Genomic DNA, 24504 nt, shown 5'->3' with positions numbered 1-24504 from the left:
ATAGTTCAGTTTATATCAAGCTTATATTGGAAAGGAGCATGTTACACATGCAACTTATTAACATACAGGACGCCGTAAGCCGGCTGAATCCTCCACAGCGCCAGGCTGTAGAAACCACTGAAGGACCTCTCTTGATTATGGCCGGAGCGGGCAGCGGCAAGACACGCGTGCTTACCCACCGTATCGCCTGGCTGATTGCGAACCGCAAAGCGCCGCCTTGGGCGATCCTGGCAATAACCTTTACGAATAAAGCAGCCCGTGAAATGCAGGAGCGTGTCTCCAAGCTGGTCGGCCCGGAGGGGCGGGATATCTGGGTATCCACCTTCCACTCGATGTGTGTGCGTATTCTGCGCAAGGATATTGAACGGATCGGGTTCACCTCCAATTTTTCCATTCTCGATTCTACGGACCAATTGTCGGTTATCCGCAACTGCATGAAGGATCTGAATATCGACACCAAGAAGTTTGAACCCAAAGCCGTGCAGGCGGTAATCAGTACGAACAAGAACGAACTGATCACTCCGGCCCAGTATGAGCAGAAGATCGGCGATTATTTTGAAGGACTTGTCGCTAAGGTGTATACCAAGTACCAGCAGCGGCTGAGAAGCAACAACTCGCTGGATTTCGACGACTTGATTATGAAGACCATTCAATTATTCAAGGAAGTGCCTGAGGTGCTTGATTTCTACCAGAAGAAATTCAAGTACATTCATGTCGATGAGTATCAGGATACGAACCGGGCGCAGTACATGCTCTGCCGCATGCTTGCGGACAGCCATCACCGGATTTGTGTGGTCGGCGACAGCGACCAGTCCATCTACCGCTGGCGCGGAGCGGATATTACCAACATTCTAAACTTTGAAGAGGATTATCCGGAAGCCAAAACCATTCTGTTGGAGCAGAACTACCGCTCGACCTCTAATATTCTGAACGCTGCCAATGGCGTTATAGCGCTGAACACCGGCCGCAAGCCGAAGAAACTGTGGACAGATTCGGACGAAGGCGCGAAGATCAAGGTATTCCGCGGGGATTCCGAGCATGATGAGGGATATTTTGTTACGGGTGAAATCAGCAAGAATGTTAAGCAGGGGCAGGCCTATCAGAATCATGCAATTCTGTACCGTACCAATGCCCAGTCCCGTGTAATAGAAGAAATTCTGATTAAATCAGATATACCGTATCAGATTGTCGGCGGGATTAAGTTCTATGACCGTAAAGAAATCAAAGACCTCCTGGCTTATCTGCGTCTCTTGTCCAATCCTGATGATGATATCAGCTTAGCACGGATTATCAATGTGCCTAAGCGCGGTCTGGGAGATACGACAATCGGCAAGCTTGCTGTAGCGGCGGCAGAACGCGGTGTTTCGATATTCCGGGTACTGCAGACGGTGGACGATCTCGGCTTTGCCGGCCGGACGCGGAATGCACTGGTGGAGTTTTATGATATGATCGAAGCGCTGCACCGGATGGTGGAATTCCTGTCGGTGACCGAGCTGACCGAGAAGATTCTGGAACTGTCGCAATACCGGCTGGAGCTGCAAAATGAGAATACGCTCGAATCCCGTTCCCGCCTGGAGAACATCGATGAGTTCCTGTCGGTAACGATGGAATTTGAGAAAAATAATGAAGACAAGTCGCTGGTCTCCTTCCTTACTGATCTGGCGCTGATTGCAGATATCGATAGTGTGAATGATGATGAGGAACGCAGCGATGCCGTGGTGCTGATGACGATGCACAGCGCGAAGGGTCTGGAGTTCCCGACAGTCTTCATCATCGGGATGGAAGAAGGGGTGTTCCCGCACAGCCGTGCTTTCCAGGACAATGATGAATTGGAAGAGGAACGGCGGCTGGCCTATGTAGGGATTACACGTGCGGAGAAGCAGCTGTTCCTCAGCTGTGCAAGAATGCGCACGCTGTTCGGACGGACGACCGCCAATGCGCCGTCCCGCTTCCTGGAAGAGATTCCGGAGGAGCTGAAGGAAGATACGGTTAAGGAATCGGACCGCTTCCGGCGCGGCGGCGCGGAGGTTGGCGGTGCCTATGGCGGCCGCGGCTTCGGCGGCGGCGGCCGGGGGAACTTCGGCAGCCGCGCTACAGGCGGTGCCGGCACAGCGCCGGCTGGCGGGCAGAGCACCAGCCTAGGCGGCAGTACCGCGTCCGCAGTGCCTGGCGCAGGACGCGTGACGGTGACGACCGGAGCAGGCGCGCAGCGCGCTACGGGCGGGGCGGCCGCGGCGCCCGGTGACTACAAGGCGGGAGACAAGGTTGCCCACGGCAAATGGGGCACTGGCACCATTGTGTCCGTCAAGGGCAGCGGCAACGATACGGAGCTGCAGATCGCCTTTCCGGCACCGGTCGGCGTCAAGCGGCTGCTGGCGGGGTTTGCCCCGATTACCAAAGTCGAATAATCCGGCCAGGGATAGCGAATGCATTTTTAGAATATAAAGAGTAGTAGATGTGTCATTCACATGCTATAGAATGTGAACTTAAGAATGTGAGCTAACTCCGCTAATTCATTCTTAAGTTCATCTTGTAGATATTATCCTTATGACGGAGGGATGCGCCCGGATGGACGTTATGCATACCATGGAAGAGCTCGTAGCAGAGCTGAATCAGTACAATTACCACTATTACACCTTGGATGCGCCGCAGATTAGCGACAAGGAATATGATGTGCTCTATGATAAGCTGGTTCAGCTTGAAGCGGAGAGTGGCATTGTGCTCCCTGATTCTCCGACCCAGCGTGTTGGAGGCGAGCTGCTGAAGGGATTTACTCCCCACCGGCATCTTGCGCCTTTATGGAGCCTGGATAAAGCGCAGAATATCGAGCAGCTGCGGAGCTGGAATACCCGGGTGCTGAAGCTGGTGAATGATTATAATACAAAGAATCCTGAAACGCCGCTGCCGGAGCCTTGTTATGCGGTGGAACTCAAATTCGATGGTTTGACCCTCAACCTGACCTATCGTGACGGTGCGCTTGTACAGGCTGCGACTAGAGGCAACGGGGTGACGGGTGAAGGGATTCTCGCCCAAGTGAAGACCATCAAATCGGTTCCGCTCACGATTCCCTTCAAGGAGGGCCTGATTGAAGTCCAAGGTGAAGGAATCATGAATCTGTCCGTACTGGCTGATTACAACACACGGGCAGCCGAGCCGCTGAAGAATGCCCGCAACGGAGCAGCAGGTGCACTGCGCAACCTGAACCCGAAGACCACCGCAGACCGCAGGCTGAATGCTTTCTTTTATAATGTGGGGTATGCCGAGGGTGTGCAGTTTGCTGATCATCAGGAGATGATGGCTTTTCTGCGGAACAACCGTTTTAAGGTTAATCCTTATCTTACCTATTTCGATAATTTCGATGAGGTTACCGAGCAGCTGGCCGAGATTGAAGCGAGCCGTTCCGGTCTTGATTATCTGATCGACGGTGCGGTCATCAAGGTGACCGACTTCCGGATTCGGGAAGCGCTGGGTTACACGGATAAGTTCCCGCGCTGGGCAGTGGCTTACAAGTTCGAGGCGGAAGAAACGACAACCATTTTGGAATCGGTCAGCTGGAATGTAGGCCGTACCGGCAAAGTCACTCCGCTTGCCCGTGTAGAGGCAGTCGAGCTGGCTGGTGTTACCGTCCAGAACTGTACACTTAACAATGTAGGAGATATTGAACGCAAGAACCTTAAGTTTGCGCTGGGGACACGGGTCTTCATCCGCCGCTCCAATGATGTCATTCCGGAAATTCTCGGCAAGGTAACTGAAGAAAGCGACGGCGGGGAGATCATCTTCCCGGATAACTGTCCTGCCTGCGGGTTCCCGCTGGAAATGCGCGGAGCGCATCTGTTCTGCAATAACAAGCTTGACTGTAAACCGCAGATTATCAGCCGGATTACCCATTTTGCTTCCCGCGATGCGATGGATATTGAGACATTCAGCGAGAAAACTGCCGGCCAGCTGCATGAAGAACTGGGTGTGCGTGAGCCGGCGGATTTATATGAATTGACCTTTGAGCAGCTGGTGAAGCTGGACCGCTTTGGGGAGAAGAAGGCGGATAATCTGATCAAAGCGCTGGAGGAGAGCAAGGGCCGTGATCTCGCTTCATTCCTGTTTGCTCTGGGCATCCCGAATACCGGCAAAGCGACTACAAGAATGCTGGCTGAGCACTACCGCAGTCTGGAAGCGGTAATGAACGCAACAGCAGAGGAGCTGGCGGGTCTGCCAGATATCGGCGGAATTGTGGCGGAGAGCATCGTAAGCTTCTTCGCGGATCCGTTTGTTGCCACCAGCATCAACCGTATGCTCAACCTGGGCGTAGAGGCCAAGGCTCCTGAAGCCCCGCGTCAGGTCAATACCAATTCCTTCTTCAGCGGCAAAACGGTCGTCTTAACCGGTTCGCTGCAGAAGCTGACCCGGGAGGAAGCAGCGGAGCGTCTGGAGGCCCTGGGGGCCAAGGTATCCGGAAGTGTCTCCAAAAAGACGGACCTGGTCATTGCCGGGGAAAAGGCGGGCAGCAAGCTGGCCAAGGCACAGCAGCTCGGTATTCAAGTTATTGAAGATGAAGAAGAACTGATCAGGCTGCTTGAGATGTAAGCACGCTGGTATCAGGGAACATACAAATGCAAGAACAGAGTCCTGTGATCTATTCGCTTTAAGGCGAAAGATTACAGGGCTTTTTTTACGTGATGAATTTTCCTTCTAGTTCTAGCAGTAATATATGAACAACTGATAATTTAATACAACTCATTACTTATTTTGACAGTTCGTTAACCTTTCCAAGGTAAGCTGGGTAAGAATCAATATAATCAGGAAGGGGTACACAATGAAGAAGCTTATGAAGGGCATCGTTTTTGGAGGATTGGCTGTAGCTGTAGTTTCGGGGGCAACCCTTGCGGGAGCAGCACAAAGTACAACTAAAGCAGGGGTAACGGCCAAAGCCCAGTCTCAAAACCTCATCGTTCTGATTGGCGACGGTATGGGTCCGGCACAAGTTTCTGCGGCAAGATATTTTCAGCAATACACTAAGGGTGTCAATCATCTAAACATCGATCCATATTATGTAGGACAAGCAACTACATATGCAGACCGTGGAGAGGATGGCGGGAAAGTCGTTTCGGGTATCGTCACGGACTCCGCTTCAGCTGGTACTGCATTTGCTACAGGTCATAAAACATATAATGCGGGGATCAGTGTGTCCAACGAGGATGTATCCAAACCGTTTGCCTCCATTATTGAAGCTGCCGAGAGCAGCGGCAAGGCAACCGGGCTTGTGACCACCGCTCGTATTACCCATGCCACACCAGCCGTTTACGCTTCCCATGTCCGCAGCCGCGATAATGAATCAGCGATTGCCTCGCAGTATCTGGAGAGCGGCGTAGATGTCTTAATGGGCGGCGGCAAGCAGTTTTTTGTAACCAAGGATGAGAAGGGCAAACGTACAGACAAGAACATCCTCCCTGACTTTAAAGCCAAAGGATACACTGTGGTAGAGAATACTTCGGCTCTAAATGCGCTCACCTCCAAAAACTCCAAGGTTCTGGGCCTGTTCGGCAACTCGCATGTTGCCTATGTTCCGGATCGTACGGCGGAAATTCCGAGTCTGGCGGCAATGACCTCCAAAGCGCTGAATATTTTGTCTACGGATAAAGACGGCTTTGTCATGATGATTGAAGGCGGACGTATTGACCATGCCGGTCATGCTAATGATCTTCCTACACTTGTTCAAGAGACACTAGACTTTGATGCCGCATTTAAGACGGCGATTGAATTCGCGAAGAAAAACGGTAACACCTCCGTGGTAGTTACAGCAGACCATGAAACAGGTGGCCTGTCCCTTTCCCGCGACAATATCTACGAAATCAACATCGATTTGTGGAACAAGCAAAAGCACTCCTCCGAAAGCCTGGCAGCAAGTCTTGAGGCAGCCCAGACACCGGAAGAGATCCGCAGTATCGTAACGGCGAATACATGGATTACGGATCTTTCCGATGAGGAAGTTACCCAGATCATGAATGGCGACGGTTCCTCTTATAAACGTGAAGGCGCATATAATGCGGTGATTTCCAAGCGACTCCTGGTAGGCTGGTCCGGTCATGGGCACTCCGCAGTGGATGTCGGAATCTGGGCGTATGGTCCAATCGCAGACAAGGTGAAGGGCCAGGTGGACAACACGCAAATTGCAAAAGCGGGCGCAGGCATCCTGGGTCTGAATTTGGAGAAGAGCTCAGCAGAGCTGCAGTCCAAATATTTGTATCCGAAGTTTAAAATCAGCCGCGACAACGAGGTGCTCTATCCGGCCGGGGCACTGGCCAAAGCGCTTGGAGGAACTTATAAAGGGGATACAGCTACTGCGAAGCTGAGTCTTGCGAAGAATACCATTGAGGTTAACCTGACGGACAAAACAGCCAAATTCAACGGCAAAACAGCAGCTTATACAGTTGATGTTGATAATGGCGTGCTGTATCTCCCGCTTAACGCATTCAGTCAGCTGAAGGGCACAACCTTAACCTGGGATGCTTTGTCCGAACGGATCATACTGAGATAGGAGTGGCCTGGTTGCTCCAAATTCGAGATTTGAAGAAACAATTTAAGGTCGACGGAAGAGTTGTACGGATCCTGGATATACCAGAGTGGACAGTTGAAAAAGGAGAGCGTGTAGCCATTACCGGACCCAGTGGGTCCGGTAAAAGCACGCTTCTGCATCTGGTTAGCGGAATCCTGCGGACAGACAGCGGTGAAATAGCGGTGAACGGCCAGCCGCTTCACAGTTTGGCAGAGGCGAAGCGCGATGCCTTTCGTGCTTCCTCTATCGGCTATGTGCTGCAGGACTTTCATCTCATTCCTTCACTGACAGCCAGGCAGAATGTTGAGATTGCGATGACCTCCCGGCTTTCGCGCAAGGAGAGAAAGCAGGTGGTTGACTATTGGCTGGAGCAGGTGGGACTCTCCGATAGAGGCCAGCATCTGCCTTCCCAGCTGTCACGCGGCCAGCAGCAGCGGGTCGCGATTGTACGGGCACTGGTAAATCAGCCGCCGCTTCTGCTGGCGGATGAGCCTACAGGCAGTCTGGATTGGGAAACAGCGGACGAGATTTCCTCGCTTTTGCTGGATATAAGCGAAGCCCATGGACATACCTTAATCGTTGTAACTCACGACCTTAACATGGCGGACCGCTTTCCGCACTGCCTGAACATTCAGGATATCAATGAAGTGCGCCGGGAGGCATCGCCTGAGCAGAGGGTTCTCCGCGTGAAAAGGGAAGAGGTAACGATATGAGTCTGTTCAGATTGACTCTCCGGAACGTGCTGCACCGGCGGTTCTTATCTTTGCTTACCGTATGTGCAGTTGCCATTACGGTTGCTTTTATTGTTCTGCTGACTTTGTCCAAGGAGAGCGTGGAACAGGGTGCCAAAAAAGGGTACGGTCCATTTGACCTTGTCATTGGGGCTGCAGGCAGTGAGACTCAGCTTGTGCTAAATACCTTCTACCATATCGGTGCGCCAACCGGAAATATTCCGCTTGCCGTTTTGGATCAGGCGAAGCAGGATAAATCCGTCGATCAGGCCTTTGCCATGACAACGGGTGACAATTTCAAGGGGTTCCCAATCGTCGGGATGGATTCCGGCTACTTCTTTACCCGCTACGGGGACAGCAAGCTGCAGGAAGGTATTATGTATACCCGTACCGGTGAAACCATTGTTGGCGCGTATGTCGCCGAGTCTCTGGGACTGAAGGTGGGGGATACCTTTTCGGGTGCGCACGGGCTTGTACAGGAAGAGGGCCACGAATCAGGTGAAGCGGAGCATGGAGAGAATCATGTGGCTGGAGAGCATGACGAAGAACATGCCCATGAGAGCTTCCACTACACCGTAGCAGGCATTCTCCCTGAACTCCACACCCCGGATGACCGTGCCGTATTTACAACCGTGGACTACGCCTGGGCCGTGCATGAACTTGCACCTGAGGAGCGGGAGATTACAGCGGTGCTGGTCAAACCGGCCAGTTTGTTAGGGGCCCACGATCTGAAGCAGACACTCGATGGAAGCAATGGGGTTCAGGCGGCTTATACAAGCAAGGCGGTCTCAGATGTGTTGAATGCAGTAGATCAGGGATCCAGGCTGCTAAGCGTGCTGACGGCTATCTGTGTGCTGCTGGCCGGCATTGCGATTTTGTTGTCTCTGATTGCAGCTGTCGGGGAGCGCACCAAGGATGTAGGACTTTTACGTCTTCTCGGAAAATCCAGGGCTTATGTATGGCTGACATTAACCAGTGAAGGTCTGCTGGTGACGGCTGCCGGACTCATCTTCGGTCTGCTGCTCGGCCATCTCGGGGCTTATCTGCTGAAGGATGCGTTATTCGCACAGGCAGGTATCCAGATAGAGCCTTATCATTGGACACCGGAGCATTGGCTCATTGTTGCAGGCGCACTCTCTATAGGTTTGCTGTCCTCGCTGGGGCCGGCCTTCCGGATGTACCGGATGCATCCGCTCGCTTTGTTCAAATCATAGGAGGGACACACACTTGATACGATTACAGGGAAGACTGATCCTGATGTCGGCAGCCGTTATCTGTATGCTGCTGCTTCAGGCATGCGGTCAGGACAAGGCAGATGAAGGCAGCGGAGAATCCTTTGCTGCCGTGGCAGAAGCTTCAGGCAGCTCTGACATATTGGCCGCTGCTGATGTGACTGCTGCTCCGCAAGCTTCTGCAGAAGCCTCTCCTGCGGTGGAGAACTCTCCGGCAGTAGAAACTGCGGCTGTCACTCCCGGCCCTGCCATAGCTGAGGCGCAAGCTGCAGTACGATCCGAAGCCACAGCCACAGCCGCTGAAGACAACGTACCGGCTACGTCCAAGCCTTCGCCTAAACCTTTTGCATCTGCAGCGGCCGTTACACAGAAGCCTCCCAAGAAGACTGCAGGCTCCATCCCGGGTGCTACATCTCCTGCTCCTACACATGGTGCTAATTCGGCAGAGGTCAAGGATGCGGGGAAGGACAGCGCCGGACCGGAATCCGCACAAGCCAGCTCCGTCCCGGCGGCCAGTCCGTCTCAGCCTACAAATGTGGCGAATCCGGTAGTGGCATCTTCCTCAGGGAACACGAACATTGATTGGAACGGATTTTTTGACGGCACTGACCAGACCCGCCCCTCAGAGCGTTTTTGGGATCTTACCGGCAGCAAGGTTACGATAAAAGGCTTTATGGGTGAAGTCCTTTCCTTTGAGAAGAACTGGTTTCTGCTCATTCCGGAGCCGGGCGCAGAATGCCCGTTTGATAACGGCGATGAGACCTACTGGAACAAGATCATGATTGTGTTTGTGCCCGAAGGCAGCAAGCTCCGCTATACCTCGGGCCCTCTGGAAATTTCGGGACGCCTGGATGTCGGGATCAAGATTGACGAGTCGGGCTACAAAACCATGTTCCGCCTGTACGATGCGTCCTTTAAAAGCCTATAATACTCAAACTATAAAAGCCTTCTTACCCACTATGGGAAAAGAAGGCTTTTGCATTTAAACTATAAGATGACACTCACAGTGGTTATACCCGCTTGGCACCGGGCACCCAGGCGTCTTTATCATAACCCCGCTGTTCCCAGTATCCGACATGATCATCTTCAATTAACTCGATCCGGTTCAGCCATTTGACTGATTTGTAAGCATACATTTGTGGAGTAATCAGGCGTACCGGTCCGCCCAGCTGATTAGGGATGGGCTGCCCGTCATGCATAACCGCGACCATCACGTCCTCCATCCGGGCTTGAGCAAGCGTAAGAGAGTCCGTATAAACACCGTCGCCGGAGTAAAATTTGACTGTGGAGGCTTTGTTGTGTACACCGGCCATATCGAGCAGCTTGTAGAGAGGGAGGCCCTCCCATGTGTTTTTGTAGACGGACCAGCCGGTGACGCAGTGAAAATCACTCACCTGCACCTCACGCTGCAGCCTGACGAACTCTTCCCAATTCCAGGTGAAGGTTTTATCCACCAGACCGTTGATTGTGAATGACCAGTTGGAGTTATCGAAGGCGGGAATGTCCGTTACGGTATACACCCGGAAGTTCCCTTCGGCACCGCCGCCGATCGGCGGGGAGGAGTCAGCCAGCGGCACGGGATCCGGGAGCAGGGTATTGGCATTATTGGCCGCATACTCTGCAGACCCGGGTAGCTGAAACGACTTACCAATCCACCTCACAAAGGTGGGGCCGACCGTTATCGCGAGACCGGCTCCCACTGCAAGCTTAATGAATCCGCGCCGCGTATACACAGGCTGGGGTCCACCGGTAGCCGCAGGACGTTGTTGCCCACCCGAAGCACCCCCACCCTCGCCAGCGTCCAGTTCAGGGATGACAGAACGCTTCTTAGGTTCCTTCAGCCATTTAACCCGGGTAATGGAGTGATAGATAATGACAGGAAGCCCGATCCAGGTGAGGAGATCATGGACCAAAAGCGCCATATTGGCTGCCCTCGGTCCGGCAAGTCTGAATTGCCATAGAACAATACCGGATACGATCCAGCCGACAAGGAGAATGAGCACGAAGATTACGTTTGTCTTTTGGGCGGTTTTTCCCTGCAGCCTCTTCCAGTGCTTGGCGGCAAGCAGCAAATAATAGATGACCGGAATAAGCAGAACCAGCCCAAAAGCGATATGAGCCCATTTTAGCCACACTCTGCCTTCGCCCAGCAGTTCACGCCAGAAGCCCCCCACCAGCAGCAGTCCGCTCAGAGCCAGAAAAAGCACCAGCCATGCATTCCACATATGAATCGAGACCAGCTTTTTTCCATACCCTTTGCGGATATTTCCCAACATCTTTTTCAAGCGTTATCCCTCCTCAAGCCTCCGGAGCTCTACTGGTTATTTCAAGTTTGAATTAATTGTACCGCAAAAACCAGCGGTTGAATAATTCTGCTATTTATAAGGACTGCAGTCGCTGGAGAATGTGCCAAAAAGCCCACCATTCCCGGTACCGGGAAGGATGGACCTTATGAAGTAACTTGTTAGGAAAGAGGACTCCCAGCTACTTTGTTAGGAAAGAGGACTCCCAGCTACTCAGCTGCCCATTGCTCCAGCTTCTTATCACCAGGCAGCAGGAGCGCAAGCAGACCGAGCAGCGGAAGGAAGCCGCAGGCTACGAATACGGTTGTGATGCCAATCCGGTCAATGAGCTCACCGATTACTACGGAGCCGATACCGCCGAGTCCAAAAGCCAGACCGGTGATAAGCCCTGAGACTGTGCCGATATTGCCAGGGTACAGCATCTGCGCATAGATTACTGTTACTGAAAAGCTGGACAGCAGTACGAAGCCGGAGATTACGAGAAGAACTGCAGCCCAGAAATGATCCACAAAAGGAAGCGCAAGCGCAAACGGCACCGTACCTACCATGGAGATCAGGATAAGATTGCGCCGCCCGAAACGGTCAGCAAGCGGGCCACCAAAAAAAGTACCTACGGCTCCGGCTGCCAGATACATAAAGATGTAGACTTGAGCATCATCAAGCTTCATTCCGTAATTATCCATTAAGTAGAAAGCATAATAACCGCCGATGGAGGCGCCATACCAGGAACGGACAAAAACGATAAAGACGAGAATAACAGTGGCAATCAGGATGCTTTTACGGCGGGCAGGATCAATTGTGCCTCCTGAGTACTTCTTACGGAACGTGTACCCGGCATCCAGCATTTCACGGTACCACCTGGCTACATAGGTCTGAACAGCAATTCCGGCAGCGGCGAACACTGTGAACCCGAGCGCCCCAATCTGTCCGAACGGAATGAACACCCACTTCATGAGCAAAGGTCCTAAGGATTGTCCGGCGTTACCGCCTACCTGGAAGATCGACTGGGAGAGTCCTTTGCGCTGACCTGCCGCCATGTGAGCGACGCGCATCCCTTCCGGGTGGAAGGCTGCCGACCCGAACCCTACGAGCATGACAGAGAAGATTACCAGAGCATAATTATCCGCAAAAGCTAAAAGAAACACTCCGGCGAACGTACAGCACATGCCCAGTGGCAGGAGGATAGGGCGGGGTTTGCGGTCGGCCGCATAACCGATCACCGGCTGGATTACTGAAGAGGTGATGTTCAAGGCAAAAGCAATCCAGCCCACCTGGCTGAAAGACAACAGCAGATTGTCCTTTAGCGTAGGGAACATCGCCGGAATAAGCGCCTGAATGGAATCATTGAATAAATGAACAAAGCTGACAGCCAGCAGAATCCTGTAAATGGTGGCCTGCTGCAGATTGCGCTGCTCCCGGACTTCGATACCAGATGAAGGATTGTCCGCGGGATAGTTACTATTACTGTTCATCTGAACTCCTTTCCAAGCAGATAATAATAGGAATGAATCGGAGGGGATTCAATAGATCCTATTTTAGCTATAACCAAAGCGTTATGGAACTCAATTTGTGCCCCGGATAGGCCAAATATACACCGGACTATTATTTTGTAAAAAAAGCTTGCAAACATCTGCCCAGCATGATATATTATCTCTTGTGCTTATGAGACATCAACGCCGAGTGATTGGCTGAGAAAAAAATAAGTTGACAAGAAATAAAGAAATATGATATGATCTAATTCCTGTGCGAGAGACAAAATGTTGAAACGCCGGGAGCAAGTTCTTTGAAAACTGAACAAATGGAACGCGTTAATTTTTACAAGATTCATTTAATGAATCGTCAGTTTCAAAATGAGCAATCGCTCTTTCTAAATACCAATTTGGAGAGTTTGATCCTGGCTCAGGACGAACGCTGGCGGCGTGCCTAATACATGCAAGTCGAGCGGAGCTTATCCTTCGGGATAAGCTTAGCGGCGGACGGGTGAGTAACACGTAGGCAACCTACCTCTCAGACTGGGATAACTACCGGAAACGGTAGCTAATACCGGATAATTCCTTTTCTCTCATGAGAAAAGGATGAAAGGCGGAGCAATCTGCTACTAAGGGATGGGCCTGCGGCGCATTAGCTAGTTGGTGAGGTAACGGCTCACCAAGGCGACGATGCGTAGCCGACCTGAGAGGGTGAACGGCCACACTGGGACTGAGACACGGCCCAGACTCCTACGGGAGGCAGCAGTAGGGAATCTTCCGCAATGGGCGAAAGCCTGACGGAGCAACGCCGCGTGAGTGATGAAGGTTTTCGGATCGTAAAGCTCTGTTGCCAGGGAAGAACGTCCGGTAGAGTAACTGCTACCGGAGTGACGGTACCTGAGAAGAAAGCCCCGGCTAACTACGTGCCAGCAGCCGCGGTAATACGTAGGGGGCAAGCGTTGTCCGGAATTATTGGGCGTAAAGCGCGCGCAGGCGGCTATTTAAGTCTGGTGTTTAAACCTTGGGCTCAACCTGGGGTCGCACTGGAAACTGGATGGCTTGAGTACAGAAGAGGAAAGTGGAATTCCACGTGTAGCGGTGAAATGCGTAGATATGTGGAGGAACACCAGTGGCGAAGGCGACTTTCTGGGCTGTAACTGACGCTGAGGCGCGAAAGCGTGGGGAGCAAACAGGATTAGATACCCTGGTAGTCCACGCCGTAAACGATGAGTGCTAGGTGTTAGGGGTTTCGATACCCTTGGTGCCGAAGTTAACACAGTAAGCACTCCGCCTGGGGAGTACGGTCGCAAGACTGAAACTCAAAGGAATTGACGGGGACCCGCACAAGCAGTGGAGTATGTGGTTTAATTCGAAGCAACGCGAAGAACCTTACCAGGTCTTGACATCCCTCTGAATCCTCTAGAGATAGAGGCGGCCTTCGGGACAGAGGAGACAGGTGGTGCATGGTTGTCGTCAGCTCGTGTCGTGAGATGTTGGGTTAAGTCCCGCAACGAGCGCAACCCTTGACTTTAGTTGCCAGCAGGTAGTGCTGGGCACTCTAGAGTGACTGCCGGTGACAAACCGGAGGAAGGTGGGGATGACGTCAAATCATCATGCCCCTTATGACCTGGGCTACACACGTACTACAATGGCCGGTACAACGGGAAGCGAAACCGCGAGGTGGAGCCAATCCCAGCAAAGCCGGTCTCAGTTCGGATTGCAGGCTGCAACTCGCCTGCATGAAGTCGGAATTGCTAGTAATCGCGGATCAGCATGCCGCGGTGAATACGTTCCCGGGTCTTGTACACACCGCCCGTCACACCACGAGAGTTTACAACACCCGAAGTCGGTGGGGTAACCCGCAAGGGAGCCAGCCGCCGAAGGTGGGGTAGATGATTGGGGTGAAGTCGTAACAAGGTAGCCGTATCGGAAGGTGCGGCTGGATCACCTCCTTTCTATGGAGAATCGTTTCCTGCAACGGAAACATTCAAATCGGAAGCTCAGCTTCCAAGATACTTAACGCGTATCCATTTGTTCGGTTTTGATGGAATTTGCGGGGCCATAGCTCAGCTGGGAGAGCGCCTGCCTTGCAAGCAGGAGGTCAGCGGTTCGATCCCGCTTGGCTCCACCAACAAACTTCATCAATCGTAGTGCCTTGATCCTTGAAAACTGGATACCGAAACGAATTTGCGTTTTAGAATATTCCTTTAAGCTGAACTTGTGTAAACAAGTTTCAATTATAGCGATGCTGGCGGTTTCCTTCGGGAGAACGCATTGGTTAAGCTAATAAGAGCACACGGAGGATGCCTAGGCGCCAGGAGCCGACGAAGGACGTGGCGAACAACGAAACTGCCTCGGGGAGCTGTAAGCAAGCTTTGATCCGGGGGTGTCCGAATGGGGAAACCCAGCTGTGGTAATTCGCAGTTACTCACATCTGAATACATAGGGTGTGTAGAGGCAGACCAGGGGAACTGAAACATCTAAGTACCCTGAGGAAGAGAAAACAATAGTGATTCCGTCAGTAGCGGCGAGCGAACGCGGAACAGCCTAAACCAAGGGGCTTGCCTCTTGGGGTTGTGGGACGTCTCACATGGAGTTACAAAGGAATATGGTAGGTGAAGAGGTCTGGAAAGGCCCGCGATAGAGGTAAAAGCCCTGTAACCTAAACTGTGTTCTCTCCGAGACGGATCCCGAGTAGTGCGGGGCACGTGAAACCCCGTATGAATCCAGCAGGACCATCTGCTAAGGCTAAATACTACCTGGCGACCGATAGTGAAACAGTACCGTGAGGGAAAGGTGAAAAGCACCCCGGAAGGGGAGTGAAATAGAACCTGAAACCGTGTGCTTACAAAAAGTCAGAGCCCGATCTATGGGTGATGGCGTGCCTTTTGTAGAATGAACCGGCGAGTTACGTTTAACATGCAAGGTTAAGGTGAGAAGCCGGAGCCGCAGCGAAAGCGAGTCTGAATAGGGCGATTTAGTATGTGGACGTAGACCCGAAACCGTGTGATCTACCCCTGTCCAGGGTGAAGGTGCGGTAACACGCACTGGAGGCCCGAACCCACGTATGTTGAAAAATACGGGGATGAGGTGGGGGTAGCGGAGAAATTCCAATCGAACTCGGAGATAGCTGGTTCTCCCCGAAATAGCTTTAGGGCTAGCCTCGGTGAATGGAGTGGTGGAGGTAGAGCACTGATTGGGTGCGGGGCCCGCAAGGGTTACCAAGCTCAGTCAAACTCCGAATGCCATTAACTTCTTGCCGGGAGTCAGACAGTGAGTGCTAAGATCCATTGTCAAAAGGGAAACAGCCCAGACCATCAGCTAAGGTCCCCAAGTGTGTGTTAAGTGGGAAAGGATGTGGAGTTGCACAGACAACCAGGATGTTGGCTTAGAAGCAGCCACCATTGAAAGAGTGCGTAATAGCTCACTGGTCGAGTGACTCTGCGCCGAAAATGTAACGGGGCTAAACACACCACCGAAGCTATGGCTAGATACGTATGTATCTGGGGTAGGGGAGCGTTGTATGTGGGTTGAAGGTGTACCGTAAGGAGCGCTGGACAGCATACAAGTGAGAATGCCGGTATGAGTAACGAAAAGATCAGTGAGAATCTGATCCGCCGAAAGCCCAAGGTTTCCTGAGGAAGGCTCGTCCGCTCAGGGTAAGTCGGGACCTAAGGCGAGGCCGAAAGGCGTAGTCGAAGGACAACAGTTTGAAATTACTGTACCACCGTAATCCGCTACGAGCGATGGGGTGACGCAGGAGGGTAGTGACGCGGACTGATGGATGTCCGTCTAAGCAGTGAGGCTGGTGTGTAGGCAAATCCGCACATCGTAAGGCTGGGCTGTGATGGGGAGCGAAAATTATAGTAGCGAAGGTCATGATCTCACACTGCCAAGAAAAGCCTCTAGCCAGGAGAAGGTGCCCGTACCGCAAACCGACACAGGTAGGCGAGAAGAGAATTCTAAGGCGCGCGGAAGAACTCTCGTTAAGGAACTCGGCAAAATGACCCCGTAACTTCGGGAGAAGGGGTGCCTCGGTAGGGTGAATAGCCCGAGGGGGCCGCAGTGAAAAGGCCCAAGCGACTGTTTAGCAAAAACACAGGTCTGTGCGAAGCCGCAAGGCGAAGTATACGGGCTGACGCCTGCCCGGTGCTGGAAGGTTAAGGGGAGTGGTTAGGGGTAACCCGAAGCTATGAACCGAAGCCCCAGTAAACGGCGGCCGTAACTATAACGGTCCTAAGGTAGCGAAATTCCTTGTCAGGTAAATTCTGACCCGCACGAATGGCGTAACGACTTGGGCGCTGTCTCAACGAGAGATCCGGTGAAATTTTAATACCTGTGAAGATGCAGGTTACCCGCGACAAGACGGAAAGACCCCATGGAGCTTTACTGCAGCTTGATATTGAATTTGGGTACGATCTGTACAGGATAGGTGGGAGCCGTAGAGGCAGGAGCGCAAGCTTCTGCGGAGGCGCCGTTGGGATACCACCCTGATCGTATCTAGGTTCTAACCTGGTACCCTAAGCGGGTACGGGGACCGTGTCAGGCGGGCAGTTTGACTGGGGCGGTCGCCTCCTAAAGAGTAACGGAGGCGTTCAAAGGTTCCCTCAGAATGGTTGGAAATCATTCGAAGAGTGCAAAGGCATAAGGGAGCTTGACTGCGAGACCTACAAGTCGAGCAGGGACGAAAGTCGGACTTAGTGATCCGGTGGTACCGCATGGAAGGGCCATCGCTCAACGGATAAAAGCTACCCTGGGGATAACAGGCTTATCTCCCCCAAGAGTCCACATCGACGGGGAGGTTTGGCACCTCGATGTCGGCTCATCGCATCCTGGGGCTGAAGTAGGTCCCAAGGGTTGGGCTGTTCGCCCATTAAAGCGGTACGCGAGCTGGGTTCAGAACGTCGTGAGACAGTTCGGTCCCTATCTGTCGTGGGCGCAGGAAATTTGAGAGGAGCTGTCCTTAGTACGAGAGGACCGGGATGGACGTACCGCTGGTGCACCAGTTGTTTCGCCAGAAGCATGGCTGGGTAGCTACGTACGGACGGGATAAGCGCTGAAAGCATCTAAGCGTGAAGCCCCCCTCAAGATGAGATTTCCCAATTAGTAAGACCCCTTGAAGACGACGAGGTAGATAGGTTGGAGGTGGAAGTGCAGTAATGCATGGAGCTGACCAATACTAATCGGTCGAGGGCTTATCCAAAAATTTCGAAGAACGCAGATTCGTTTCGGATTCAGTTTTCAGGAATTAAGGTTCCTGAAGCATTTACGCAGTAAATGCCCGTTTGGTGGCGATAGCGGAAGGGTTCCACGCGTACCCATCCCGAACACGACCGTTAAGCCTTCCAGCGCCGATGGTACTTGGACCGAAGGGTCCTGGGAGAGTAGGACGCCGCCAAGCACATGAAGCCATTGTTGAGTCATTGACAATGGCTTTTTTGATTTGTGCAGGGCTGTGGAAAACTTGTGGATAATTTTCAGGAGTTGCTGAAAAATTACGCACATGTGGATATAATTTTTGCAGAAAGCAATCCCTTGTTTATGTGGATGATGGACATATTATTGTGGATTCGTCAAGCAAAACTCCAAGTAATACACGGATTTTGTGGATAAAAAGTGGATTTTGTGGATAGCGTTTGCAAAACAGTGGATAAGTTTTTTGGGCCGGGAAGAATTCTTTCCGGCTTTTCGTGTTGCTGTGCTTTAAGCTGTGGATAACTCACTTGAATTCTTTTATTTCTGCTCCAAATTAGCATACTAATTCTTGACTTGATATACTCAAATTAAGTACCAAATTCATGTTGATGAGGTGAGCCGAGTGGAAATAAGACAGTTGCAGGTAGAGGAATTCGAGCCAAGTCTTACCCTGTCCGAGTATGCATTTAAGTATACAGTGTCCGGTGAAGACCGGTTAAAGCAAGAACAGAAGTTTAAGCCGGAGAGAGTGTGGGGGATTTTTGAGGATGGGAAACTGAGCGCCAAGCTGACTTTGCTTCCTCTACAGGCTTATATTCAGGGACAAGCAATCTCCATGGGAGGCATTGCCGGAGTAGCAACTTGGCCGGAGAATCGCAGACAAGGCTATGTTGCTAAGCTTTTGAAGCATATTCTGCAAGTAATGAATGAGAACGGGCAGACGTTATCGATGTTGCATCCGTTTCTGATTCCCTTTTACCGTAAGTTCGGTTGGGAGATTTACTGTGAGTATAAGAAATACACGATTCCCGTGGCTAAATTCCCGTTAAAAACGGACATCGAGGGCAGCGTCCGGCGGGATAGCGCAAATCTGGAAGTATTGGACCAGTTGTATAATCAGTTCGCTGCCCAATACAGCGGCACGTTGCTGCGAACCAAGGAATGGTGGCAGAATAATGTGCTGGATAAGGATACGCATCACGGTGTGTTTTTTTCAGAGCAGGGTGAAGCGGAAGGGTATGTGCTGTATAAGCTGGAGAATAATCAATTGGTTATCGATGAGTTTGTCTTTTTGAATGAGAAGGCGCGCCGGGGATTATGGACTTTTCTTGCTAACCACGATTCAATGGTCACCGGTGCGGAGCTGAAGCTGGTGCCATCCGATGATATCCTGCCGTTTTTGCTGCCGGATCCTCGAATTCCGCAGGAGAATTATCCTTATTTCATGGCGCGGATCGTAAATGCCCAGGCTTTTGTGGAAGCATTTTCTTTCAATAAGTTAACAGAAACGGTGAAGCACACCGTATATATTCAAGATGAGCAGGCCCCATGGAACGAGGGGGTATGGGAGTGGACAGTGAACCATCAGGGGGCTGGTTCGCTTACTCGTTCAGACTCAACAGACATGCAAGCTGACCTGAGCTGCAGTATTGGCACACTGACGGTGCTGTTAATGGGATATAAGCGTCCCCAAGAGCTGGCCCGGTACGGAAGGATATCCGGAAGTGCGGAAGCCGTGAAGTGGCTGGAGGAGATAACACCGCAGGCGAAGACAGCTTTGTTCGACTTTTTCTGATTGCTGCCAAGCTCTACCTTATGCTTCTAAGCGGGTAGAGCTTTATTTTACATATAAAAATACTGGATGTACCAGGGGATGTCCGAATACAATGGCGGTAAAAAGTAAAAAATAAGAGTAACCACTTGGAATTCAGTGAAAATATGTTATAATATGAAAAAAGTCAAAGAAAGTCAAAGTCAACGAACCCGCGGAAGCTTTATTTTAAGCTTTATTAGTTGAAGTTACCGGAGTCGATGGTTGAACTGCTTAATTGTCGGGTGCATGATTGCACGCAGTTGGTATTCTTTTGCAGCCGGTCAGCATGGATTCGTGCTTTCGCTCTTGGGTTAAGTTCATTAGAGATCACTCCGGACGGATTCACAGCAGGACGTACAATACAGCATTAAACACTGGAGGATGAGTGATGCGTAATATCTCTGATATTATCGAACAATATCTGAAGAATATTTTGCATGAAAGTCCCGAAGGTACGGTGGAAATCCAGCGCAATGATCTGGCGGACCAATTCTCATGCGTGCCGTCACAGATCAATTATGTCATCAGTACACGCTTTACTTTGGAAAAGGGCTATGTGGTGGAGAGTAAGCGCGGCGGCGGAGGTTATATCCGGATTCAGCGTTTTGAGCTGCCCCAGAATGTGGCGCTGTATGCTCATCTCAAATCTACAATAGGAAATGATATTGATCAGAATTCCGCCGAAGGGCTGATTTATCAGCTTGAGGAAGCCCGCTTTCTAAGCAAGCGTGAAGCGTGCCTCATGCGCGCCGCTGTTTCCCGGGAATGCCTGACGGTTCATCTGCCGTACCGGGATGAGATTCGTGCCAAGATTATGAAGGCCATGCTAATCTCTTTGTTGGGCAAATAATTGTCATCATAAGGGAGGGACTCCGCTTATGCTTTGCCAGGAATGCGGCGTCAAACCGGCAACCCTACATTTCACTAAAATTGTGAGTGGAGAGAAGACGGAATTTCATATTTGTGAAAGCTGTGCACGTGAGAAGGGGGAACTGATTCCCGGAACGGCGGGAGGTTTCTCGATACACAGCCTGTTGTCCGGCCTGCTTGATCTTGAAGGGGCCGGCAAGGAGAAGTCAGCAGCGACTAAGAATGTCCAAGGTTTGCATTGCGAGAATTGCGGTATGACGTATTCCCAGTTCAGCAAGCTTGGACGTTTCGGCTGCAGCTCATGTTATAAATATTTTGACAGCACGCTGGACCCGCTCTTTAGGAGGGTTCATGGCAGTACCGCGCATGTAGGTAAGCTGCCGAAGCGGGCCGGTGCACAGATTATGTGTAAACGGCAAATCGATGAGTTGAAGCACGAGCTGCAGGAAAGCATCATGCATGAAGAGTTCGAAACCGCAGCCGAGCTGAGGGACAGAATACGCAAACTTGAAAAAGAAATGGCACAAGAGTAAAGTCTTTCATATATAGGGGGGATACGACATGTCAAGTCTCCGGTTTACCGAACAAGCACTTAGTGACTGGATGCGCTGCGGCGGCAGCCATTCTGAGATTGTAATCAGCAGCCGTATGCGTATCGCCCGCAATCTGGAGCACCTGCCTTTTCCACTGCTGGCTTCAGCCGAACAGGCGGAGGAAGCATTGGAACAGCTCGCCCCTGTATTTCAGGGGGAGGCAACAGAAAGTTTTGGCACCTTTGAACTGCTAAGGCTGGATGAGCTTACTGAGCTGGACAAAAAAGTACTGGTGGAGAAGCATCTGATCAGTCCTAACCTGGCCAATGATTCCCGGGGCGGAGCAGTTATCCTGAACGAGGATGAGTCGGTCAGCATTATGATCAATGAGGAAGATCATCTCCGCATCCAGTGTTTATTCCCGGGCCTGCAGGTGAAAGAGGCTTGGAACAGGGCAACGGCGATTGATGATATTTTTGAGGCTTCCGTTAATTACGCTTTTGATGATAGAAGAGGGTATTTAACCAGTTGTCCAACCAATGTAGGCACCGGCCTCAGGGCTTCAGTTATGCTTCATTTACCGGCCCTCGTGATGACCCATCAGATTAACCGGATTTTATCCGCAGTGAACCAGGTGGGGCTGACCGTAAGAGGAATTTATGGTGAGGGCAGCGAAGCAGTAGGGAACATCTTTCAGATTTCCAATCAGATTACACTGGGTCAGACGGAAAATGAAATCATTGAGAATCTTCACAGTGTGGTTACCCAGATTATTGAGCATGAACGAAACGCCCGGGAACGCCTGCTAACAGATTCGGCACTGCGGATTACCGACCGGATTAAACGCTCGTATGGGATCATGGCTTATGCCGCTGTGATGGAGCTTAAGGAGTCGGCGCAGCGGCTCTCAGATTTACGTCTTGGAGTGGATCTTGGCATTCTGGAAGGGCCGTCGATTTCAGTGCTGAATGAGCTGAACGTCAAGACACAGCCTGGTTTTCTGCAAAAAATGTTCGGAGACGAGCTTTCGGCCACCGAACGCGATATGTACCGGGCGAAGCTGCTCCGGGAGACACTGGGATCACAACATTAATTATAGATATTTATTATCCGTGGAGGTGCATGAGATATGATGTTTGGAAGATTTACGGAACGCGCACAAAAAGTGCTGGCGCTGGCGCAGGAAGAAGCTGTCCGTTTGGGACATAACAACATCGGTACAGAACATATTTTGCTCGGACTGATTCGTGAGGGAGACGGCATTGCCGCCAAAGCGCTAATCGGCTTGGGACTGGGTCTGGAGAAAATTCAGGACGAAGTGGAGACGCTGATCGGCAGAGGACAAGAGCAGCCTACCAACATCGCGTATACTCCACGTGCTAAGAAGGTAATCGAGCTGTCGATGGATGAAGCCCGTAAGCTGGGTCATACTTACGTCGGAACAGAGCATATCCTGCTCGGACTGATCCGTGAAGGCGAAGGTGTTGCAGCCCGCGTGCTTAACAACCTCGGTATCAGCCTCAACAAAGCCCGCCAGCAAGTACTGCAGCTTCTGGGCAGCAGTGAGGCAACCTCAAGCCACAGCGGTACGCCTGCTAATGTCAGCACGCCAACGCTGGATGGTCTGGCCCGCGATTTGACCGCTTATGCTAAAGACGGCAACCTTGATCCGGTTATCGGCCGCAGCAAAGAAATCGAACGTGTAATCCAGGTACTGAGCCGCCGGACCAAAAACAATCCGGTGCTGATCGGTGAACCTGGGGTTGGTAAAACAGCGATAGCTGAAGGACTGGCCCAAAAAATTATCAACAATGAAATTCCGGAGACGCTGCGTGATAAACGCGTTATGACCCTCGATATGGGATCTGTCGTAGCCGGAACCAAATACCGCGGTGAGTTTGAAGACCGTCTCAAAAAAATCATGGATGAAATTCGTCAGGCCGGCAACATCGTGCTCTTCATCGATGAGCTGCACACCCTGATCGGTGCAGGCGGTGCGGAAGGTGCGATTGACGCCTCCAACATCCTGAAGCCGGCTCTTGCCCGTGGTGAGCTGCAATGCATTGGTGCCACTACCCTGGATGAATACCGCAAATATATTGAAAAAGATGCAGCCTTGGAGCGCCGCTTCCAGCCGATTACGGTGGATCAGCCTTCTCCGGAGGAAGCAGTGCAGATCCTTTACGGACTGCGTGACCGTTATGAAGCCCATCACCGGGTGAAGATTACGGATGAAGCAATCGTGGAAGCTGTGAAGCTGTCCGACCGCTACATTCCAGACCGGTTCCTGCCGGACAAAGCGATTGACCTGATTGATGAGGCAGGCTCTAAGGTAAGGCTCAACTCTTACACGATTCCGCCGAATCTGAAGGAACTGGAAATGCGCCTCGATGATATCCGCAAGGAGAAGGATTCTGCTGTACAGAGCCAGGAGTTCGAGAAGGCAGCTGCACTGCGGGATACCGAGCAGAAAATCCGTGAGGAGCTCGATACAACCAAGAACCAATGGAAAGAAAAGCAAGGTCGCACCGATTCCCAGGTTACACCGGAGGATATCGCCCAGGTGGTTGCCAGCTGGACCGGTATTCCGGTCAGCAAGCTGAAGGAAGAGGAGACAGACCGTCTGCTCAACATGGAGGCTCTGCTGCACGAACGCGTAATCGGCCAGGATGAGGCTGTGAAGGCTGTCAGCCGGGCGCTGCGCCGGGCACGTGCAGGTCTTAAAGACCCTAAGCGTCCGATGGGCTCCTTTATCTTCCTTGGACCAACCGGCGTAGGTAAAACCGAGCTTGCCCGTGCACTTGCTGAGGCGATGTTCGGCGATGAGAACGCGGTAATCCGTATCGATATGTCGGAGTACATGGAGAAACACTCCACATCCCGTCTCGTAGGGGCGCCTCCGGGATATGTAGGTTATGAAGAAGGCGGACAGCTGACTGAGAAGGTACGCCGTAAGCCTTATTCCGTAGTATTGCTGGATGAAATCGAGAAGGCTCACCCTGAAGTATTCAACATTCTGCTGCAGGTGCTGGAAGACGGCCGTCTGACCGATTCCAAAGGACGCGTAGTCGATTTCCGCAACACTTTGATTATCCTGACTTCGAACGTAGGGGCACAGGCGATCAAGAAGAATTCAACGCTCGGGTTTACCGCTGTACAGGATGCCGGAGCAGATTACAGCAACATGAAGGGCAAGGTTATGGAAGAGCTGAAGAAGAGCTTCCGTCCTGAGTTCCTGAACCGGATTGACGAGATCATCGTCTTCCACTCCTTGGAGGAAAAACATATTGCCGAGATCGTTACACTCATGTCCGACGAGCTGCGCAAGCGGCTGCGTGAGTACGACGTGGACTTTGAGCTTACGGATGGCGGTAAAGCCTTCCTGGCCAAAGAGGGCTATGATCCGGCATTTGGTGCACGTCCGCTCCGCCGTGCGATTCAGAAGCATATTGAAGACCGTCTCTCCGAAGAACTGCTGAAAGGCAACATCAAGAAAGGCGATTCCCTCAAAATTGACGAGGTGAATGGTGAACTTGTAGTTACGACAGTAGATGTTCCGGCTGCACCTTCGCTGGAAAAAGAAGTAGAGGCTGAACAATAATAGTTTACAGGTGAAACAAAGCTTCCGCTCCTCCGTATAGAGGAGCGGAAGCTTTTTTATTGGCGAAGCTGCTTACCTGATGGTTAATTTCGCTCTGAATCAGGCAGGTTATAGATATCACGCCAAAAACTAGATCTTAAGTGACCTTTCGTTCAAGGTGCAGAAATGGTAAACTTTGAATAAGAGAAAATTATCCGCAATTTTAG

13 protein-coding genes, 1 tRNA gene and 3 rRNA genes are annotated in these 24504 nt (G+C 51.7%); 15 read left to right on the top strand and 2 right to left on the bottom strand.

The genetic code is table 11. From position 1 onward, the window contains the following. Nucleotides 1–47 precede the first annotated feature (47 nt). The 6 genes from pcrA (at nt 48) to QU597_RS26070 (ending at nt 9441) form a co-directional block, all read left to right on the top strand. Nucleotides 48–2408: a DNA helicase PcrA gene (gene pcrA / locus QU597_RS26095; RefSeq protein ID WP_310830413.1), complete on the top strand. Its 2361-nt coding sequence runs from the start codon at nt 48–50 to the stop codon at nt 2406–2408. A 160-nt stretch (nt 2409–2568) separates the two neighbouring features. Next, nucleotides 2569–4581 carry an NAD-dependent DNA ligase LigA gene (ligA, locus tag QU597_RS26090; RefSeq protein WP_310830412.1) on the top strand — a complete coding sequence of 671 codons (2013 nt, stop codon included), beginning with the start codon at nt 2569–2571 and terminating at the stop codon, nt 4579–4581. Nucleotides 4582–4810: 229 nt separating this feature from the next. After that, nucleotides 4811–6532: an alkaline phosphatase gene (locus QU597_RS26085; RefSeq protein ID WP_310830411.1), complete on the top strand. Its 1722-nt coding sequence runs from the start codon at nt 4811–4813 to the stop codon at nt 6530–6532. 11 nt (nt 6533–6543) lie between these two features. After that, complete coding sequence (locus tag QU597_RS26080; protein ID WP_310830410.1) at nt 6544–7263, top strand: ABC transporter ATP-binding protein; 720 nt, start codon at nt 6544–6546, stop codon at nt 7261–7263. Beyond that, nucleotides 7260–8495, top strand: a complete 1236-nt coding sequence (locus tag QU597_RS26075; RefSeq protein ID WP_310830409.1) for an ABC transporter permease — start codon at nt 7260–7262, stop codon at nt 8493–8495. Before QU597_RS26080 ends, QU597_RS26075 begins: the two co-directional genes overlap by 4 nt. Nucleotides 8496–8508: 13 nt before the next feature. Next, entirely contained in the window at nt 8509–9441 is a 933-nt protein-coding gene (locus QU597_RS26070) for a hypothetical protein (RefSeq protein ID WP_310830408.1), read from the top strand. Nucleotides 9442–9523: 82 nt separating this feature from the next. Here QU597_RS26070 and QU597_RS26065 read toward each other — a convergent pair whose 3' ends face one another. Together QU597_RS26065 and QU597_RS26060 are read right to left on the bottom strand one after the other, a co-directional pair. Further along, complete coding sequence (locus QU597_RS26065; RefSeq protein WP_310830407.1) at nt 9524–10798, bottom strand: molybdopterin-dependent oxidoreductase; 1275 nt, start codon at nt 10796–10798, stop codon at nt 9524–9526. Between the two features lie 227 nt (nt 10799–11025). After that, on the bottom strand, nt 11026–12288 hold the full coding sequence (locus QU597_RS26060) for an MFS transporter (protein WP_310830406.1): 1263 nt from the start codon (nt 12286–12288) through the stop codon (nt 11026–11028). A 404-nt stretch (nt 12289–12692) separates the two neighbouring features. Between QU597_RS26060 and QU597_RS26055 the strand changes: the two genes are divergently transcribed. The 9 genes from QU597_RS26055 (at nt 12693) to clpC (ending at nt 24298) form a co-directional block, all read left to right on the top strand. Beyond that, nucleotides 12693–14240, top strand: a 16S ribosomal RNA gene (locus tag QU597_RS26055). Nucleotides 14241–14340: 100 nt separating this feature from the next. Continuing rightward, a tRNA-Ala gene (locus tag QU597_RS26050) sits at nt 14341–14416 on the top strand. Between the two features lie 145 nt (nt 14417–14561). Next, a 23S ribosomal RNA gene (locus QU597_RS26045) occupies nt 14562–17488 on the top strand. Nucleotides 17489–17569: 81 nt separating this feature from the next. Next, nucleotides 17570–17686, top strand: a 5S ribosomal RNA gene (rrf, locus tag QU597_RS26040). The 16S, 23S and 5S rRNA genes sit together here with 1 tRNA gene alongside, the layout of an rRNA operon. A gap of 417 nt (nt 17687–18103) precedes the next feature. Beyond that, nucleotides 18104–19276 (top strand): GNAT family N-acetyltransferase, encoded by a 1173-nt coding sequence (locus QU597_RS26035; protein WP_310830405.1) that lies wholly within the window; start codon nt 18104–18106, stop codon nt 19274–19276. 406 nt (nt 19277–19682) lie between these two features. After that, nucleotides 19683–20144, top strand: coding sequence for a CtsR family transcriptional regulator (locus QU597_RS26030; protein ID WP_054943944.1), 462 nt, complete (start codon nt 19683–19685; stop codon nt 20142–20144). Between the two features lie 28 nt (nt 20145–20172). Further along, on the top strand, nt 20173–20697 hold the full coding sequence (mcsA, locus tag QU597_RS26025; RefSeq protein WP_206102180.1) for a protein-arginine kinase activator protein McsA: 525 nt from the start codon (nt 20173–20175) through the stop codon (nt 20695–20697). A 28-nt stretch (nt 20698–20725) separates the two neighbouring features. Then, nucleotides 20726–21790: a protein-arginine kinase McsB gene (gene mcsB, locus QU597_RS26020; protein WP_310830404.1), complete on the top strand. Its 1065-nt coding sequence runs from the start codon at nt 20726–20728 to the stop codon at nt 21788–21790. Between the two features lie 36 nt (nt 21791–21826). Continuing rightward, nucleotides 21827–24298: an ATP-dependent protease ATP-binding subunit ClpC gene (clpC, locus tag QU597_RS26015; RefSeq protein ID WP_310830403.1), complete on the top strand. Its 2472-nt coding sequence runs from the start codon at nt 21827–21829 to the stop codon at nt 24296–24298. Nucleotides 24299–24504 lie beyond the last annotated feature (206 nt).

This window comes from Paenibacillus pedocola, from assembly GCF_031599675.1.
GTDB classification, from domain to species: Bacteria; Bacillota; Bacilli; order Paenibacillales; family Paenibacillaceae; genus Paenibacillus_AQ; species Paenibacillus_AQ pedocola.
This window is presented reverse-complemented; position numbering and strand designations above follow the sequence as displayed.